Annotated in this window: 17 protein-coding genes; all 17 read left to right on the top strand. The window is 63.9% G+C overall.

Annotation, left to right across the window (positions count from 1 at the left end; translation table 11 throughout):
- Position 1 precedes the first annotated feature (1 nt).
- Positions 2-1717: a membrane protein insertase YidC gene (gene yidC / locus BMZ43_RS09680; protein ID WP_068384408.1), complete on the top strand. Its 1716-nt coding sequence runs from the start codon at positions 2-4 to the stop codon at positions 1715-1717.
- A gap of 63 nt (positions 1718-1780) precedes the next feature.
- Positions 1781-3145, top strand: coding sequence for a tRNA uridine-5-carboxymethylaminomethyl(34) synthesis GTPase MnmE (gene mnmE, locus BMZ43_RS09685; RefSeq protein WP_093252939.1), 1365 nt, complete (start codon positions 1781-1783; stop codon positions 3143-3145).
- A 444-nt stretch (positions 3146-3589) separates the two neighbouring features.
- Positions 3590-5482, top strand: coding sequence for a tRNA uridine-5-carboxymethylaminomethyl(34) synthesis enzyme MnmG (mnmG, locus tag BMZ43_RS09690; RefSeq protein ID WP_068384411.1), 1893 nt, complete (start codon positions 3590-3592; stop codon positions 5480-5482).
- Positions 5482-6126, top strand: a complete 645-nt coding sequence (gene rsmG, locus BMZ43_RS09695) for a 16S rRNA (guanine(527)-N(7))-methyltransferase RsmG (protein ID WP_068384413.1) — start codon at positions 5482-5484, stop codon at positions 6124-6126. Before mnmG ends, rsmG begins: the two co-directional genes overlap by 1 nt.
- Before the next feature lie 8 nt (positions 6127-6134).
- A complete protein-coding gene (locus BMZ43_RS09700; protein WP_007160127.1) occupies positions 6135-6929 on the top strand; it encodes a ParA family protein in 795 nt (264 codons plus the stop codon).
- Positions 6930-6938: 9 nt separating this feature from the next.
- Positions 6939-7811 (top strand): ParB/RepB/Spo0J family partition protein, encoded by an 873-nt coding sequence (locus tag BMZ43_RS09705; protein ID WP_017641470.1) that lies wholly within the window; start codon positions 6939-6941, stop codon positions 7809-7811.
- 146 nt (positions 7812-7957) lie between these two features.
- Complete coding sequence (locus tag BMZ43_RS09710) at positions 7958-8362, top strand: F0F1 ATP synthase subunit I (RefSeq protein WP_017641469.1); 405 nt, start codon at positions 7958-7960, stop codon at positions 8360-8362.
- 16 nt (positions 8363-8378) lie between these two features.
- Entirely contained in the window at positions 8379-9242 is an 864-nt protein-coding gene (gene atpB / locus BMZ43_RS09715) for a F0F1 ATP synthase subunit A (RefSeq protein ID WP_007160124.1), read from the top strand.
- Positions 9243-9381: 139 nt separating this feature from the next.
- On the top strand, positions 9382-9639 hold the full coding sequence (gene atpE / locus BMZ43_RS09720; protein ID WP_003097235.1) for a F0F1 ATP synthase subunit C: 258 nt from the start codon (positions 9382-9384) through the stop codon (positions 9637-9639).
- Between the two features lie 55 nt (positions 9640-9694).
- A complete protein-coding gene (locus tag BMZ43_RS09725) occupies positions 9695-10165 on the top strand; it encodes a F0F1 ATP synthase subunit B (protein ID WP_007160122.1) in 471 nt (156 codons plus the stop codon).
- A gap of 12 nt (positions 10166-10177) precedes the next feature.
- On the top strand, positions 10178-10714 hold the full coding sequence (locus tag BMZ43_RS09730; protein ID WP_017641468.1) for a F0F1 ATP synthase subunit delta: 537 nt from the start codon (positions 10178-10180) through the stop codon (positions 10712-10714).
- A gap of 18 nt (positions 10715-10732) precedes the next feature.
- On the top strand, positions 10733-12277 hold the full coding sequence (gene atpA / locus BMZ43_RS09735) for a F0F1 ATP synthase subunit alpha (protein WP_017641467.1): 1545 nt from the start codon (positions 10733-10735) through the stop codon (positions 12275-12277).
- A 48-nt stretch (positions 12278-12325) separates the two neighbouring features.
- Positions 12326-13189 (top strand): F0F1 ATP synthase subunit gamma, encoded by an 864-nt coding sequence (atpG, locus tag BMZ43_RS09740; protein WP_007160119.1) that lies wholly within the window; start codon positions 12326-12328, stop codon positions 13187-13189.
- 30 nt (positions 13190-13219) lie between these two features.
- A complete protein-coding gene (atpD, locus tag BMZ43_RS09745) occupies positions 13220-14596 on the top strand; it encodes a F0F1 ATP synthase subunit beta (protein WP_017641466.1) in 1377 nt (458 codons plus the stop codon).
- A 38-nt stretch (positions 14597-14634) separates the two neighbouring features.
- Positions 14635-15060, top strand: a complete 426-nt coding sequence (locus BMZ43_RS09750) for a F0F1 ATP synthase subunit epsilon (protein WP_007160117.1) — start codon at positions 14635-14637, stop codon at positions 15058-15060.
- Between the two features lie 154 nt (positions 15061-15214).
- On the top strand, positions 15215-16582 hold the full coding sequence (gene glmU / locus BMZ43_RS09755; protein WP_093252942.1) for a bifunctional UDP-N-acetylglucosamine diphosphorylase/glucosamine-1-phosphate N-acetyltransferase GlmU: 1368 nt from the start codon (positions 15215-15217) through the stop codon (positions 16580-16582).
- Positions 16583-16636: 54 nt separating this feature from the next.
- Positions 16637-17407 (top strand): DeoR/GlpR family DNA-binding transcription regulator, encoded by a 771-nt coding sequence (locus BMZ43_RS09760; protein WP_093252945.1) that lies wholly within the window; start codon positions 16637-16639, stop codon positions 17405-17407.
- Positions 17408-17429: the final 22 nt, after the last annotated feature.

Raw genomic sequence — 17429 nt, forward strand, 5'->3', positions numbered from 1 at the left:
CATGGATATCAAGCGCCCGCTACTCATTGCCGCCTTGGCGATCGTGTCCTACACCCTGGTTTTCCAGTGGAACAAGGATTACGGCCAGGCCGATCTGCCCACGGCCAAGACGCAGACCAGCGTCCTGCCGGGTGACACTCCCAACGTGCCCACCGATGTTCCCGCTGACGCCAAGGCTGCGGCGCCGGTGGACAACTCGACCACTCAGGCAAGCACTGCGCTCATCAAGGTACGTACCGACGTCCTGGATCTGGCCATCGATCCTCGCGGCGGCGACATCGTCCAGCTCGGTCTGGTGCAGTACCCCCGCCGTCAGGATCATCCCGACGTGCCCTTCATGCTGTTCGACAACGGCAACGAGCGTCTCTACCTGGCCCAGAGCGGCCTGACCGGTGCCAACGGTCCCGACGCCAACAGCGCCGGGCGTCCGCTGTACACCTCGGCCCAGTCCAGCTACGTGCTCGCCGATGGCCAGCAGCAGTTGGTGGTGGATCTCAAGTACCAGGCCAACGGCGTCGACTACACCAAGAGATTCACCTTCCACCGGGGCCTGAAGGTCGATTGCTCGGACGCCGAGAAGGCGCAGAAGAAGATCACCTGCATCAACCCGGACGCCTACCAGATCCAGGTCAGCTACCTGATCGACAACCAGAGCGCCAACGCCTGGAACGGCGTGCTCTACGCCCAGCTCAAGCGGGACAAGAGCGGCGATCCCTCGGCGACCACCGCCACCGGCGTGTCCACCTACCTGGGCGCCGCCGTCGGTACCCCGGCCGAGCCCTATCGCAAGGTGTCCATGAGCGACATGGACAAGAATCGCCTGCAGGAAGCCGTGCAGGGTGGTTGGGTCGGCTGGCTGCAGCACTACTTCGTCACCGCCTGGGTGCCGAACAAGGACGAGCAGCACCAGATCACCACCCGCAAGGATGCCCAGGGCAACTACATCGTCGGCTTCACCGGTCCGCAGTTCAGCGTGCCGGCGGGTGGCAAGGGCGAGACCTCGCTGACCCTCTATGCCGGTCCGAAGATCCAGGAGCACCTCAAGACCCTGTCCCACGGTCTGGAGCTGACCGTCGACTACGGTTTCCTGTGGTTCATCGCTCAGCCGATCTTCTGGTTGCTGCAGCATATCCACAGCATCCTGGGTAACTGGGGCTGGTCGATCATCGTCCTGACCATCATCATCAAGCTGCTGTTCTTCCCGCTGTCCGCCGCCAGCTACCGCTCCATGGCGCGCATGCGCGCCGTCGGTCCGCGACTGCAGGCGCTCAAGGAGCAGCATGGCGACGATCGCCAGAAGATGTCCCAGGCGATGATGGAGCTGTACCGCAAGGAGAAGATCAATCCCCTGGGTGGCTGCCTGCCCATCGTGGTGCAGATGCCGGTGTTCCTGGCGCTGTACTGGGTGCTGCTGGAAAGCGTCGAGATGCGCCAGTCGCCCTGGATGTTCTGGATCACCGACCTGTCGGCCAAGGATCCCTTCTTCATCCTGCCGATCATCATGGGCGCCACCATGCTGGTGCAGCAGATGCTCAACCCAGCACCGCCGGATCCCATGCAGGCCAAGGTCATGAAGATGATGCCCATCGTCTTCACCTTCTTCTTCCTGTGGTTCCCGGCCGGTCTGGTGCTGTACTGGATCGTCAACAACTGCCTGTCGATCCTGCAGCAGTGGTACATTACCCGGAAGATCGAGGCGGCCAGCAAGAAGGCCTGACCTCGCTCACCCTGTCCACACGACGCCCCTTGATTGGGGCGTCGTGCTTTCTGGAGGATCGTCATGTCCCTGCCTTCCGACAGCATCGCCGCCATCGCCACCGCCACCGGGCGCGGCGGGGTCGGCATCGTCCGCGTCTCCGGTCCCCTGGCCGCTCCCCTGGCGCGGGCGATCTGCGGCCGTGAGCTGCCGCCTCGGCATGCCCACTACGGCAACTTCCTCGCCGCCGACGGCAGCGTGCTGGACGCCGGCATTGCCCTGTTCTTTCCCGGCCCCAACTCCTTCACCGGCGAAGACGTGCTGGAACTCCAGGGCCACGGCGGTCCGGTGATCCTCGATCTGCTCCTGCGCCGCACCCTGGAAGAGGGCGCCCGCCTGGCCCGCCCGGGGGAATTCAGCGAACGCGCCTTTCTCAACGACAAGCTCGATCTGGCCCAGGCCGAGGCCATCGCCGACCTCATCGAGGCCAGCACCGAACAGGCGGCGCGCAATGCCCTGCGCTCGCTGCAGGGCGAATTCTCGCGCCGGGTGGAAAGCCTGGTCGAGCAGCTGATCCGCCTGCGCATCTATGTCGAGGCCGCCATCGACTTTCCCGAGGAGGAGATCGACTTCCTCGCCGACGGCCGCGTGCAGGGCCTGCTGGAGGGCGTCCAGGCCGAGCTGCACGAGGTCCAGCGCGAAGCCAATCGCGGCGCCCTGCTGCGCGATGGCATGACCGTGGTGATCGCCGGCCGTCCCAATGCCGGCAAGTCCAGCCTGCTCAATGCCCTGGCCGGTCGCGAAGCCGCCATCGTCACCGACATCGCCGGCACTACCCGGGATGTCCTGCGCGAACATATCCACATCGACGGCATGCCGCTGCATGTGGTCGATACCGCCGGCCTGCGCGACACCACCGACCGGGTCGAGCAGATTGGCGTCCAGCGCGCCCTGGACGCCATCGCCGGCGCCGATCGGGTGCTGCTGGTGGTGGATGCCAGCGCGCCGGAAGCCCGGGATCCCCAGGCGCTCTGGCCGGAGCTGCTGAGCACCCGGCCGCCGCTGGACAAGCTGACGGTGATCCGCAACAAGGCCGATCTCACCGGCGAGGTTACCGGCCTGCTGGCCACCAGCGAACCGGTCGAGATCGCCCTCAGCGCCACCGATGGCGGCGGTGTCGAAGCCTTGCGCAAGCACCTCAAGGCCTGCATGGGCTTCGAGCAGACCACCGAGGGCGGCTTCAGCGCCCGGCGGCGTCACCTGGATGCCCTGCAAAGAGCCGCCAGTGCCCTGGACCATGGCTATCGTCAGCTCACCCTGGCCGGCTCCGGCGAGCTGCTGGCCGAAGACCTGCGCCAAGCCCAGCAGGTGCTCGGCGAGATCACCGGCGCTTTCAGCTCCGACGACCTGCTCGGCCGCATCTTCTCCAGCTTCTGCATCGGCAAGTAATTTCCCGCCCGCCGTTCCAGGCCTGTGCAAGGCAGGCCTTGACTGTCCTCATCTCTCCCTTCCAGAGCCCTGTTGATAACCCTGCCTGAGGTCTGCCCATAAATCGGTGCACGAGCTGTCCATGACTGCGCATGTGGATAAACAGGCAAAGGCTCCACAGGATGCTGAGAGCTTGTATCCATCCACAGCACAAGACATGCACGGGGCTCAGGTTTTCCCCAGCTCAGTGCTGACGAGGGCTGGATAACCTTATCCACAGCGAAGTGCCTGCATATACATAAGCTCTATATCAGTCCTTTTAAAACTTTCTTCCCTATTGTTTATATTGGAGGTCTCTCTTGACGGCTGGTCATTTTTTGGCCAGAACCCCTTCTGCAAGAGCCGCTCAGGCCTTATACTTGCCGGCTTTCCTTTGAATTCCTGCCAACAGGCACGAGGTGCGTGGTGGACTTTCCTTCCCGTTTCGACGTCATCGTGATCGGCGGCGGCCATGCCGGTACCGAAGCGGCCCTGGCGGCCGCTCGCATGGGTGTGCGCACCCTGCTGCTCACGCATAATGTGGAAACTCTCGGCCAGATGAGCTGCAACCCCGCCATTGGCGGCATCGGCAAGAGCCATCTGGTCAAGGAGATCGATGCCCTGGGCGGCGCCATGGCCGCGGCCACGGACCTCGCCGGCATCCAGTTCCGCATTCTCAACAGCCGCAAGGGACCTGCCGTGCGCGCCACTCGCGCCCAGGCCGACCGCGTGCTGTACAAGGCGGCCATCCGCCATACGCTGGAAAACCAGCCGAACCTGTGGATATTCCAGCAGGCCTGTGACGACCTCATCGTCGAAGGCGATCGCGTCGCCGGCGTGGTCACCCAGATGGGCCTGAAATTCCATGCCGACAACGTGGTGCTGACCGCCGGGACCTTCCTCGGTGGTCTTATCCACATCGGCCTGCAGAACCACAGTGGTGGACGAGCGGGCGATCCGCCGGCCATCGCCCTGGCCCAGCGCCTGCGGGAACTGCCACTGCGGGTATCGCGGCTGAAGACCGGTACGCCACCGCGCATCGACGGCCGCTCGGTGGATTTCTCGGTGATGACCGAGCAGCCCGGGGATACCCCCCTGCCGGTGATGTCCTTCCTCGGCAATCGCGAGCAGCATCCCCAGCAGGTCAGCTGCTGGATCACCCACACCAACGCCCGCACCCACGACATCATCCGCGCCAACCTGGATCGTTCGCCCATGTACTCGGGCGTGATCGAAGGGGTAGGGCCGCGCTACTGCCCGTCCATCGAAGACAAGATCCATCGCTTCGCCGACAAGGACAGCCATCAGGTCTTTCTCGAACCCGAGGGCCTGACCACCCACGAACTCTATCCCAACGGCATCTCCACCTCGCTGCCCTTCGATGTGCAGCTCGAGGTGGTGCGTTCCATGCGTGGCATGGAGAACGCCCACATCCTGCGGCCCGGCTACGCCATCGAATACGACTTCTTCGATCCGCGGGATCTCAAGTACAGCCTGGAGACCAAGGTCATCGCCGGGCTGTTCTTCGCCGGCCAGATCAATGGCACCACCGGTTACGAAGAAGCCGGCGCCCAGGGTCTGCTCGCCGGGGCCAACGCCGCGCTGCGCGCCCAGGGCCGTGAAGCCTGGTGTCCGCGCCGCGACGAGGCCTACCTCGGCGTCCTGGTGGATGACCTCATCACCCTGGGCACCCAGGAGCCCTACCGGATGTTCACCTCGCGCGCCGAGTACCGGCTGATCCTGCGCGAAGACAACGCCGACCTGCGCCTGACCGAAAAGGGCCGCGAGCTGGGCCTGGTGGACGACCAGCGCTGGGCGCTGTTCGAAGCCAAGCGCGAGGGCATCGTCCTGGAAGAGCAGCGTCTCAAGGCCACCTGGATCCGTCCGGGAACGCCCCAGGGCACGGCGGTCGCCGAGCGTTTCGGCACGCCGCTCAATCACGAATACAACCTGCAGAACCTGCTGGCCCGGCCGGAGATCGACTATGCCGGCCTGATGGCCGCGGTGGGCGAGACGCCGGCCGAGACCCAGGTCGCCGAGCAGATCGAGATCAAGACCAAGTACGCCGGCTACATCGATCGCCAGCAGGACGAGATCCAGCGACTGCGCGCCAGCGATGCCGTGGCGCTGCCCGCGGAGCTCGACTACGCCAGCATTTCCGGACTGTCCAAGGAGATCCAGCACAAGCTGGCCCAGGCCCGTCCCGAGACCCTGGGGCAGGCCTCGCGCATTCCCGGCGTCACGCCAGCGGCGGTCTCGCTGCTGCTGATCCACCTGAAGAAGCGCAGCGCCGGTCGCAGCCTGGAGCACAGCGCCTGATGGCCAGCGCGATCCAAGCCAACGAACTGCGTCAGGGCGCCGAGACCCTCGGCGTGGCCCTGACCGCCGCCGTGGAAGAGCGGTTGCTGGGCTACCTGGACCTGCTGGTCAAGTGGAACAAGGCCTACAATCTCACCGCGGTGCGCGATCCCAACGAGATGGTCTCGCGGCACCTGCTGGACAGCCTCAGCATCGTCCCCTACGTAGGCGCGGGGCAGTGGCTGGACGTAGGCAGCGGCGGCGGTATGCCGGGCATTCCCCTGGCGATCCTCTTTCCCGAGTCGCGCTTCACCCTGCTCGACAGCAACGGCAAGAAGACCCGCTTCCTGACCCAGGCCAGGATCGAACTGGGCCTGGCCAATCTCGACGTGGTCCACGCCCGCGTCGAGGCCTACCAGCCTGCCGCGCCCTTCACCGGCATCGTCTCGCGGGCGTTCAGCGCCATCGACGACTTCGCCACCTGGACGCGCCACCTGGGCGACAACCAAACACAGTGGCTGGCGATGAAGGGGCTGCACCCCGACGACGAACTGGCCAAGCTACCAGCGGATTTCCAAGTTGCGGCGGCGCACGTCCTCGCGGTTCCCGGTTGCCAAGGCCAGCGGCACTTGCTGATACTGCGCCGCACGAACGGAGAGGGGTAAGGCGGTACATGGCCAAGGTTTACGCGATAGCCAACCAGAAGGGCGGGGTGGGCAAGACCACCACGTGCATCAATCTCGCCGCTTCTCTGGCCGCCACCAACCGGCGCAAGGTGCTGCTGATCGACCTCGATCCCCAGGGTAACGCCACCATGGGCAGTGGGGTGGACAAGCATGCCCTGGAGCATTCGGTGCTGGACGTCCTCACCGGCGCCTGCGGTCTGCTCGACGCCATGCACTTCTCCGAGCACGGCGGCTACCAGCTGCTGCCCTCGAACCGCGACGTCACCGCCGCGGAAGTCGAGCTGCTGGAGATGAGCGGGCGCGAGAGTCGCCTACGCGACGCTCTGGCCCCCGTGCGGGACAACTACGACTACGTGCTCATCGACTGCCCGCCGTCGCTGTCCATGCTGACCATCAACGGGCTGGTGGCCGCCGACGGCGTGATCATCCCCATGCAGTGCGAATACTTCGCCCTGGAAGGCCTGACCGATCTGATCGGCAGCATCCAGCACATCGCCCAGCGGTTGAATCCGCAGCTCAAGATCGAAGGCCTGCTGCGCACCATGTTTGATCCGCGCATCGGCCTGGCCAACGACGTTGCCGCCCAGCTCAAGCAGCACTTCGGCGACGAGCTCTACGAAACCATCATTCCGCGCAACGTCCGCCTGGCCGAAGCCCCCAGCTACGGCATGCCCGCGCTGGTCTACGACAAGAGCTCCAAGGGGGCCGCGGCCTATCTGGAGCTGGCCAGCGAGCTGGTCAAACGTCAGCGTAAGGCGGCTCGCGTCGCCAAGACTGCCTAAGGAATCCCCATGGCTGTGAAGAAACGAGGTCTGGGCCGCGGTCTCGACGCCCTGCTCGGCGGTGCCAGCGTCAAGGTCCTGCAGGAGCAGGCCGCCGCCACCCCGGTCAGCGAACTGCAATCGCTGCCGGTGGACATCATCCAGCGCGGCAAGTACCAGCCGCGCCGGCACATGGATCCGACCGCTCTGGAAGAGCTGGCCAACTCCATTCGCGTCCAGGGGCTGATGCAGCCCATCGTGGTGCGTGCCATCGGCGAAGGCCGTTACGAGATCATCGCCGGTGAACGCCGCTGGCGTGCCAGCCAGCAGGCCGGCCTGGACCGCATCCCCGCCCTGGTGCGCGATGTGCCCGACCAGGTGGCCATCGCCCTGGCGCTGATCGAGAACATCCAGCGGCAGAATCTCAATCCGCTGGAAGAGGCCATGGCCCTGCAGCGGTTGCAGGACGAATTCGAGCTGACCCAGGCCCAAGTGGCCGAAGCCGTCGGCAAGTCGCGCTCGGGCGTGACCAATCTGCTGCGCCTGCTGGCGCTGGCCGAGGACGCCAAGGACCTGCTGGCCAAGGGCGAGCTGGAAATGGGCCATGCCCGGGCGCTGCTCGGTCTGCCCAAGGCCCGCCAGGCCGAAGGGGCGCGGCACGTTGTCGCACGGGGTCTCACCGTCCGCCAGACCGAGGCCCTGGTGCGCCAGTGGCTCAGCGGAACGGAGCCGGTTGAGAAGGCACCAGCCGTGGATCCGGACATCAGCCGTCTGGAGCAGCGTCTGGCCGAGCGTTTGGGCGCCAACGTGCAGATCCGCCATGGCGAGAAGGGCAAGGGTCAACTGGTGATCCGCTATACCTCTTTGGACGAACTTCAAGGCGTACTGGCGCACATTCGCTGACACAAATGCCTTCCGGCAATAAAGGCAATCTGTCCGGGGTGGCTTGAACCACCCCTGGCGCGCCCCTATACTTTGCCCGCTTTTTGTCGGCACAAAGCATGCCAGTGAAAACAACTATTAAGCCGACACCAGAGGACTTCGAGCCGATGGACCGCCGCACGCCCAAACGCCTGCCCTTCCATCATCAGCCTGCCTTTCGCCTGCTGCTCGTCCAACTGGCTGTCGCGTCGTGTGCCGCCGTTGTCTTGTATTGCTTCGTCGGTAAGGTCGCCGGTTATTCCGGATTGTTGGGTGGGCTGATTGCCTGGCTGCCCAATCTGTATTTTTCGTTCAAGGCGTTCCGCTATCGCGGCGCCCATGCCGCCCGAGACATCGTCCGTTCTTTCTACTCGGGCGAGGCGGGCAAACTGATTCTCACGGCAGTGCTCTTTGCACTGACGTTTGCCGGGGTAAAACCGCTTTCGGCTCCTGCACTGTTCGGCGTCTATCTGTTGACGCTGATGGTCAATGCTGGCGCGCCCTTGCTACTGAAAAAACCGACTAGACCTTAAGGCATTCGAGGCACACATGGCAGCAGACTCCGCTTCGGGCTACATCCAGCACCACCTGCAGAACCTGACCTATGGTATGCATCCGGTGAACGGCTGGAGCTTCGCCCACACCCCCGCTGAAGCTAAGGAAATGGGCTTCTGGGCCTTCCACGTGGACACCCTCGGCTGGTCGGTCGCCCTCGGCCTGATCTTCCTGGTGCTGTTCCGCAGCATCGCCAAGAAGGCCACCAGCGGTCAGCCCGGCGGCCTGCAGAACTTCGTCGAAGTGCTGGTGGAATTCGTCGACGGCAGCGTCCGTGACACCTTCCATGGCAAGAACGCCCTGATCGCGCCCCTGGCCCTGACCATCTTCGTCTGGATCTTCCTGATGAACCTGATGGACCTGGTGCCGGTGGACTGGCTGCCGTCCGTGGCCGGCATGCTGTTCGGCGAGCACACCTACTTCCGCGTGGTGCCCACCACCGACCCGAACGCCACCCTGGGCATGGCCCTGTCGGTGTTTGGCCTGATCATCTTCTACAGCATCAAGATGAAGGGTCTCGGCGGTTTCTTCGGCGAGCTGACCCTGCACCCCTTCAGCAGCAAGAATCCGCTGCTGCAGATCATCCTGATTCCGATCAACTTCCTGCTCGAATTCGTCACCCTGATCGCCAAGCCGATCTCGCTGGCACTGCGACTGTTCGGCAACATGTATGCGGGCGAGCTGATCTTCATCCTGATCGCCATCATGTTCGCCAACGGTCTGGCACTGGGCGGTCTGGGTATCGTGCTGCAGTGGGCGTGGGCGGTGTTCCACATCCTCATCATCACCCTGCAGGCCTTCATCTTCATGATGCTGACCATCGTCTACCTGTCGATGGCGCACGAAGAAAGTCACTAAGGAATGGCTTCCGGACGCTGCTGACGGCGTCCGGGGGCGGTTCTGCCGTGAGTCCCGGAGGACCTCGTCCGCCGGGTAACTTGGGAAAACTTTTTCGCTTCAACCTTAACCAAGACGACTAAAAAAGTCGGGAGGAAAGATGGAAACTGTAGTTGGTTTGACCGCGATCGCCGTTGCTCTGCTGATTGGCCTGGGCGCTCTGGGTACCGCCATTGGCTTCGGTCTGCTGGGTGGCAAGTTCCTCGAAGGCGCCGCTCGTCAGCCGGAAATGGTTCCGATGCTGCAAGTCAAGATGTTCATCGTCGCCGGTCTGCTCGACGCCGTGACCATGATCGGTGTTGGTATCGCCCTGTTCTTCACCTTCGCTAACCCCTTCGTTGGTCAGATCGCCGGCTGATCACCCTCGCGGGTGTAGGCAGGACTGATGGACAACGAACGAGCGAGGTGTTGGCGTGAACATTAATGCAACCCTGATAGGCCAGTCCGTTGCCTTCTTCATCTTCGTGCTCTTCTGCATGAAGTACGTGTGGCCGCCGATCATCTCGGCGCTGCGTGAGCGTGAGAAGAAGATTGCCGATGGCCTTGACGCTGCCAACCGCGCGGCTCGTGATCTGGAAGTGGCACAGCAGCAAGCCAACCAGAAAGTGAACGAAGCCAAGGGCCAAGCAGCCGAGATCATCGAGCAAGCCAACAAGCGTGCCGCTCAGATCGTCGAGGACGCACAGGCCAAGGCCCGTGCCGAAGGCGACCGGATCAAGGCGCAGGCTCAGGCGGAAATCGAGCAGGAAATCAACACCGCGAAGGACGCTCTGCGTGCTCGCGTCGGCGTGCTGGCCGTGGCCGGCGCCGAGAAGATCCTCGGATCGACCGTTGATGCCAATGCTCATGCCCAGTTGGTCGACCGACTGGCAGCGGAAATCTAAGCGAGGCCACCAATGGCAGAACTGAACACGCTGGCCCGGCCCTATGCCAAGGCGGCTTTCGAGTTCGCACAGTCCCAGCAGCAGCTGACCCAATGGTCGGCCGCGCTCGGGCTGCTCGCCGCGGTATCCCAAGATGGGACCGTGCGCCAGCTGCTTCAGCAGCCGCAGTTGACTGCGGACGCCAAGGCCGGATTGCTCATCGACGTATGTGGCGATCAGCTGGATGCACAGTCCCAGAACTTCGTTCGGACCGTGGCAGAAAACAACCGGATCGACCTGTTCCCGGCCATCGCCGAGATCTACGAGGCGTACAAGGCCGAGCAGGAAAAATCCATCGAGGCGGAAGTCACCAGTGCTTTCGCCCTGAGCGAAGAACAGCAAGACAAACTCGCCAAGGCTCTCAGCGCAAGGCTAGGTCGACACGTGCGACTTAATGCATCCGAGGATGCGAGCCTGATCGGTGGTGTGGTTATCCGCGCCGGCGACTTGGTAATCGATGGCTCCGTTCGCGGCAAGCTCGCGCAACTGGCCGAAGCGTTGAAACCTTGAGTTTGAAGGGGCAGTAGCATGCAGCAACTCAATCCTTCCGAAATTAGTGAAATCATCAAGGGTCGCATCGACAAGCTCGACGTGACCTCGCAAGCCCGCAACGAAGGCACCATCGTCAGCGTGTCTGACGGTATCGTGCGGATCTTCGGTCTGGCCGACGTCATGTACGGCGAAATGATCGAATTCCCCGGCGGCATCTACGGTATGGCGCTGAACCTGGAGCAAGACTCCGTCGGCGCCGTGGTCCTGGGTAGCTACCTGGGTCTGGCCGAAGGCATGAGCGCCAAGTGCACCGGCCGCATCCTGGAAGTCCCGGTCGGTCCGGAACTGCTGGGTCGCGTCGTCGACGCCCTGGGCAACCCCATCGATGGCAAGGGTCCGCTGAATGCCAGCGCCACCGACGCCGTCGAGAAGGTCGCGCCGGGCGTGATCTGGCGTCAGTCGGTCGACCAGCCGGTGCAGACCGGCTACAAGGCCGTCGATGCCATGATCCCGGTTGGTCGTGGTCAGCGTGAGCTGATCATCGGTGACCGTCAGATCGGCAAGACCGCCATGGCGATCGATGCCATCATCAACCAGAAGAACAGCGGCATCCGCTGCGTCTACGTCGCCATTGGTCAGAAGCAGTCGACCATCGCCAACGTGGTACGCAAGCTGGAAGAGAACGGCGCTCTGCACAACACCATCGTGGTGGCAGCCAGTGCGTCCGAATCGGCTGCCCTGCAGTTCCTGGCGCCCTACTCGGGTTGCACCATGGGCGAATACTTCCGCGACCGCGGTGAAGACGCCCTGATCGTCTATGACGATCTGTCCAAGCAGGCCGTGGCCTATCGCCAGATCTCCCTGCTGCTGCGTCGTCCGCCGGGCCGTGAAGCCTATCCCGGCGACGTGTTCTATCTCCACAGCCGTCTGCTCGAGCGCGCGTCCCGCGTCTCCGCCGACTACGTCGAGAAGTTCACCAACGGCGCCGTGACCGGCAAGACCGGCTCGCTGACCGCGCTGCCGATCATCGAGACCCAGGCCGGCGACGTGTCCGCCTTCGTTCCGACCAACGTGATCTCCATCACCGACGGCCAGATCTTCCTGGAAGCCGGCCTGTTCAACTCGGGCATCCGCCCGGCGGTCAACGCCGGTGTCTCGGTATCCCGTGTGGGTGGTGCGGCCCAGACCAAGATCATCAAGAAGCTGTCCGGCGGTATCCGTACCGCGCTGGCCCAGTACCGTGAACTGGCAGCCTTCGCCCAGTTCGCCTCGGACCTGGACGAAGCCACCCGCAAGCAGCTTGAGCATGGTCAGCGCGTCACCGAGCTGATGAAGCAGAAGCAGTACGCGCCCATGTCCATCGCCGAGATGTCCCTGAGCCTGTACGCCGCCGAGCGTGGTTTCCTGAGCGATGTGTCCCTGGACAAGATCGGTAGCTTCGAGCAGGCCCTGATCGCCTACTTCAACCGCGATCACGCCGACCTGATGGCCAAGATCAACGTGAAGGGCGACTTCAACGACGAGATCGACGCCGGCATCAAGGCGGGAATCGAGAAGTTCAAGGCCACGCAAACCTGGTAAGCCGCGACGGGGGCGCCAGCCCCCGTTTGCCAACCCGATAGGTGTCACATGGCAGGCGCAAAAGAGATTCGCGGCAAGATCGCGAGCATCAAAAGCACACAGAAGATCACCAGCGCCATGGAAAAGGTTGCGGTCAGCAAGATGCGTAAGGCTCAGGCCCGCATGGCTGCCAGCAAGCCTTATGCCGAGCGCATCCGCGCTGTGATCGGCCACCTGGCCAACGCCAACCCCGAGTACCGCCATGCCTTCATGGTGGAACGCGAGGTCAAGCGCGTCGGTTACATCGTGGTCAGCTCCGATCGGGGTCTGGCCGGTGGTCTGAACACCAACCTGTTCAAGGCTCTGGTCCGCGACATGAGCGACCAGCGCGGCAAGGGTGTGGAAATCGATCTGGCGGTGATCGGGGCCAAGGGTGCCTCCTTCTTCCGCAGCTTCGGCGGCAACGTGGTCGCGGCCATCAGCCACCTTGGCGAAGCCCCGGCGATCGGCGATCTGATCGGCAGCATCAAGGTGATGCTGGATGCCTACCTGAACGGCCGTATCGACCGTCTGTACGTGGTGTCCAACGTCTTCGTCAACACCATGACCCAGAAGCCGACCATCCAGCAGCTGGTGCCCTTGGTGCCGGCCGAGGGCGGTGAGCTGCAAGGCAAGCATTGGGACTATCTCTACGAGCCCGACGCCAAGACCCTGCTCGACGGTCTGCTGGTGCGCTACGTGGAATCCCAGGTGTACCAGGCCGTGGTCGAGAACGCTGCCAGCGAACAGGCCGCGCGGATGATCGCGATGAAGAACGCCACCGACAACGCCGGCGATCTCATCAAGGAGCTGCAGCTGGTCTACAACAAGGCTCGCCAGGCTGCGATCACCCAAGAAATTTCGGAAATCGTCGGCGGCGCCGCCGCGGTCTGACGGACAGCTTAAACATTCGAGGAACGCGAAATGAGTAGCGGACGTATCGTACAAATCATCGGCGCCGTGATCGACGTGGAATTTCCGCGCGACGCGGTACCGCGCGTCTTTGACGCCCTCAAGGTGCAGGGTGCCGAAACCACTCTGGAAGTCCAGCAGCAGCTGGGCGACGGCGTGGTCCGTACCATCGCCATGGGTAGCACCGAAGGCCTCAAGCGCGGCCTGAACGTCGGCAACACCGGAGAGGCCATCAAGGTCCCGGTCGGCGTCAAGACCCTCGGCCGCATCATGGACGTGTTGGGCAACCCCATCGACGAAGCCGGCCCCATCGGCGAGGAAGAGCGTTGGGAAATCCACCGCAAGGCCCCGTCCTATGCCGAGCAGGCAGGTGGTAACGACCTGCTGGAAACCGGCATCAAGGTCATCGACCTGGTCTGCCCCTTCGCCAAGGGCGGCAAGGTCGGCCTGTTCGGCGGCGCCGGCGTGGGCAAGACCGTCAACATGATGGAACTCATCCGTAACATCGCCATCGAGCACAGCGGTTATTCCGTGTTCGCCGGCGTGGGCGAGCGTACCCGTGAAGGGAACGACTTCTATCACGAGATGAAGGACTCCAACGTTCTGGACAAGGTCGCCCTGGTCTATGGCCAGATGAACGAGCCGCCGGGCAACCGTCTGCGCGTGGCCCTGACCGGTCTGACCATGGCCGAGAAATTCCGTGACGAAGGCCGTGACGTCCTGCTGTTCGTCGACAACATCTACCGCTACACCCTGGCCGGCACCGAAGTGTCCGCGCTGCTGGGTCGTATGCCGTCCGCGGTGGGCTACCAGCCGACCCTGGCCGAGGAGATGGGTGTCCTGCAGGAGCGCATCACCTCCACCAAGCTGGGTTCGATCACCTCCGTACAGGCCGTTTACGTCCCTGCGGATGACTTGACCGACCCGTCCCCGGCGACCACCTTCGCCCACCTGGACGCCACCGTGGTTCTGTCCCGTGACATCGCCTCCCTGGGTATCTACCCGGCGGTCGATCCCCTGGACTCCACCTCGCGCCAGCTGGACCCGAACGTGATCGGCCAGGAGCACTACGACACCGCTCGCGGCGTCCAGTACGTGCTGCAGCGCTACAAGGAGCTGAAGGACATCATCGCGATCCTGGGCATGGACGAACTGTCCGAGTCCGACAAGCAGCTGGTATCCCGCGCGCGTAAGATCCAGCGCTTCCTGTCCCAGCCGTTCTTCGTGGCCGAAGTCTTCACCGGTTCGCCCGGCAAGTACGTGTCCCTCAAGGACACCATCGCCGGCTTCTCCGGGATTCTGCGCGGCGACTACGATCACCTGCCCGAGCAGGCGTTCTACATGGTCGGCGGCATCGACGAAGCCATCGAGAAAGCCAAGAAACTGTAACTGCCGCGCCCGGCAACGGGCGCTCTTAGAGGCACGCTATGGCCAAGACAGTCCAATGCGACATCGTCAGCGCGGAAGGGGAAATCTTCTCCGGCGCGGTGGAGATGATCATCGCCCACGGCCACCTGGGTGATCTGGGTATCGCCCCGGGCCATGCGCCGCTGCTCACCGATCTGAAACCGGGCCCCATCCGCCTGGTCAAGGCCGGGGGCGCCGAGGAGGTGTTCTACATCTCCGGCGGTTTTCTGGAAGTGCAGCCGAATGTCGTCGAAGTGCTGGCCGATACCGCCAGCCGCGCCGGTGACATCGACGAAGCTGCCGCTCTGGAAGCCAAGCAGCGCGCCGAGGCAGCGCTGAGCGACAAGGGCACGGAGTTCGACTACACCGCTGCCGCAACTCAGCTCGCCGAAGCCGCCGCCCAGCTGCGCACCATCCAGCAGCTCAAGCGGCAAGCCAAGCGCTAAGCGCAAGGTCAGGCTGTAACGACAAGGGTAGCTTCGGCTACCCTTTTCTTTTGTCGCCCAAAAAGTGGGCGAGAAATTTCGCGTGGTCGGACTCGGAAGGCGCCTGTCGCCTTCGGTCGCCGGCTCGTCTCTTCCTCCTGTCTCCGAGGTTCCGATGTCCCTGGAAATCGTCATCCTGGCTGCTGGCCAGGGCACCCGCATGAGATCCGCTCTACCCAAGGTGCTGCATCCCGTGGCCGGTCGCAGCATGCTGGGGCATGTCCTCGACCGTGCCCGTGAGCTGCAGCCGGCCGGCATCCATGTCGTCATCGGTCATGGCGCCGACCAGGTCCGCAGCCAGCTGGCCGCCGCCGATGTCAGCTTCGTGGTCCAGGCCGAGCAACTCGGTACCGGCCATGCCGTGGCCCAGGCAGCGCCGGCGCTGACGGCGGAGCGGGTATTAATACTCTATGGCGACGTGCCCCTGATCCAGACCGAGACCCTGCAGCGCCTGTTGCAGCAGGTGGACGACGGTCACCTGGCGCTGCTGACCGTGGAGCTGGACGATCCCACTGGCTATGGCCGCATCCTGCGCGATGAGCAGGGGCGGGTAACCGCCATCGTCGAGCACAAGGACGCCGGCGACGCCCAGCGCGCCATTCGCGAAGGCAATACCGGCATCCTCGCGGTACCCGGTCGGCGGCTGGCGGATTGGCTGGGTCGCCTGTCCAACAGCAATGCCCAGGGCGAGTACTACCTGACCGACGTCATCGCCCTCGCGGTGGCGGACGGCCTGACCATCGCCACCAGCCAGCCGGCGGATGCCATGGAAGTGCAGGGTGCCAACGATCGCCGGCAACTGGCCCAGCTGGAGCGGCACTTCCAGCACCGCGCCGCCGAGCGCCTGATGTTTCAGGGCGTGACCCTGCTGGATCCCACGCGCTTCGATCAGCGTGGCCAGGTCGAGGCCGGTCGCGACGTCTCCATCGACGTCAATGTCATTCTCGAAGGCCGGGTGGTGCTGGAAGACGGCGTGAGCATCGGTCCGAATTGTGTGATCAAGGACAGCGTGCTCAAGCGTGGCGCCATCATCAAGGCCAACAGTCATCTAGACGGCGCCGTGGTAGGGGAGGGCGCCGATGTCGGTCCCTTCGCCCGCCTGCGACCCGGCAGCGAACTGGGCAGCAAGGCCCATGTGGGTAACTTCGTCGAACTGAAGAACGCCCATTTGCAGGCCGGCGCCAAGGCCGGGCACCTGAGCTACCTGGGTGATGCCAGCATAGGTCCCGACAGCAACATAGGGGCAGGCACTATCACCTGCAACTACGATGGCGCCAACAAGTTTCGAACCGAAATCGGCGCGGACGTCTTCGTGGGTTCCAACAGTTCCCTGGTAGCGCCGGTTACCCTGGGTGCGGGGGCAACTACCGCTGCAGGTTCGGTCATCACTGCGGATGTACCAGAGGATACCCTGGCGCTGGGGCGGGCCCGCCAAGTCAACAAGACCGGCTGGCAGCGGCCGAAGAAGACCCCCAAGGCTTGACGGCTGCTCGCTATTAGGTTTTGATTCGATCCATTATCTTTCGAATCGAAATTTATGACCCGTCGCAATACCGCGCAGCGCCGTCACGCCATCCTCGCCCAGCTCCAAGAGCAGGGCGAGGTCAGCGTGGACGGGCTGGCCCGTCAGCTGGAGACCTCCGAGGTCACCATCCGCAAGGACCTGGCCGCCCTCGAGCGCAATGGCCTGCTCCTGCGTCGCTATGGCGGCGCGGTGGCCATGCCCCAGGAACTGCTGGCCGATGCACCGCCCCAGGCGTCGCCCTTCAAGCAGGCCATCGCCCGGGCCGCGGCCCAGCGCCTGCGCGAACATGCACGGATCATCATCGACTGCGGCAGCACCACGGCGGCGCTGATTCCCCAGCTCGATCGCCGCCCCGGGCTGGTGGTCATGACCAATTCCCTGCAGGTGGCCATGGCGCTGCGCGAGCTGGAGCAGGAGCCCATGCTGCTGATGACCGGTGGCACCTGGGATCCGCATTCGGAATCCTTCCAGGGCCAGGTCGCCGAGCAGGTGCTCAGATCCTACGACTTCGACCAGCTGTTCATCGGCGCCGACGGCCTCGATCCGGAGCGGGGCACCACCACCTTCAACGAGCACCTGTCGCTGTCGCGGGTGATGGCCGAGGTGGCGCGGGAGGTAGTGGTCATGGCCGAAGCGAGCAAGCTGGGCAGGCGAATTCCCAATCTGGAACTACCTTGGGAAAGAGTGGATGTGCTCATCACCGATGAGCGACTGCCCGCCGAAGCGGCCCGGGCGATCGAAACCCGCGGGGTGCAGGTCATCTGCGCCCCGGTGGACAACTAGACAATCAGGTCATCCACTGCCG

This window comes from Pseudomonas sp. Snoq117.2, assembly GCF_900110545.1.
Classification (GTDB): Bacteria; Pseudomonadota; Gammaproteobacteria; order Pseudomonadales; family Pseudomonadaceae; genus Chryseomonas; species Chryseomonas benzopyrenica.

Bases quoted from the DNA above. Each gene is read 5' to 3' on its own strand.
- atpE (WP_003097235.1), top strand. From the start codon at position 9,382: ATGGAAACTGTAGTTGGTTTGACCGCGATCGCCGTTGCTCTGCTGATT.
- BMZ43_RS09730 (WP_017641468.1), top strand. From the start codon at position 10,178: ATGGCAGAACTGAACACGCTGGCCCGGCCCTATGCCAAGGCGGCTTTC.
- mnmE (WP_093252939.1), top strand. From the start codon at position 1,781: ATGTCCCTGCCTTCCGACAGCATCGCCGCCATCGCCACCGCCACCGGG.
- rsmG (WP_068384413.1), top strand. From the start codon at position 5,482: ATGGCCAGCGCGATCCAAGCCAACGAACTGCGTCAGGGCGCCGAGACC.
- atpD (WP_017641466.1), top strand. From the start codon at position 13,220: ATGAGTAGCGGACGTATCGTACAAATCATCGGCGCCGTGATCGACGTG.
- BMZ43_RS09750 (WP_007160117.1), top strand. From the start codon at position 14,635: ATGGCCAAGACAGTCCAATGCGACATCGTCAGCGCGGAAGGGGAAATC.
- BMZ43_RS09760 (WP_093252945.1), top strand. From the start codon at position 16,637: ATGACCCGTCGCAATACCGCGCAGCGCCGTCACGCCATCCTCGCCCAG.
- glmU (WP_093252942.1), top strand. From the start codon at position 15,215: ATGTCCCTGGAAATCGTCATCCTGGCTGCTGGCCAGGGCACCCGCATG.
- BMZ43_RS09700 (WP_007160127.1), top strand. From the start codon at position 6,135: ATGGCCAAGGTTTACGCGATAGCCAACCAGAAGGGCGGGGTGGGCAAG.
- atpA (WP_017641467.1), top strand. From the start codon at position 10,733: ATGCAGCAACTCAATCCTTCCGAAATTAGTGAAATCATCAAGGGTCGC.
- yidC (WP_068384408.1), top strand. From the start codon at position 2: ATGGATATCAAGCGCCCGCTACTCATTGCCGCCTTGGCGATCGTGTCC.
- atpB (WP_007160124.1), top strand. From the start codon at position 8,379: ATGGCAGCAGACTCCGCTTCGGGCTACATCCAGCACCACCTGCAGAAC.
- atpG (WP_007160119.1), top strand. From the start codon at position 12,326: ATGGCAGGCGCAAAAGAGATTCGCGGCAAGATCGCGAGCATCAAAAGC.
- BMZ43_RS09710 (WP_017641469.1), top strand. From the start codon at position 7,958: ATGGACCGCCGCACGCCCAAACGCCTGCCCTTCCATCATCAGCCTGCC.
- BMZ43_RS09705 (WP_017641470.1), top strand. From the start codon at position 6,939: ATGGCTGTGAAGAAACGAGGTCTGGGCCGCGGTCTCGACGCCCTGCTC.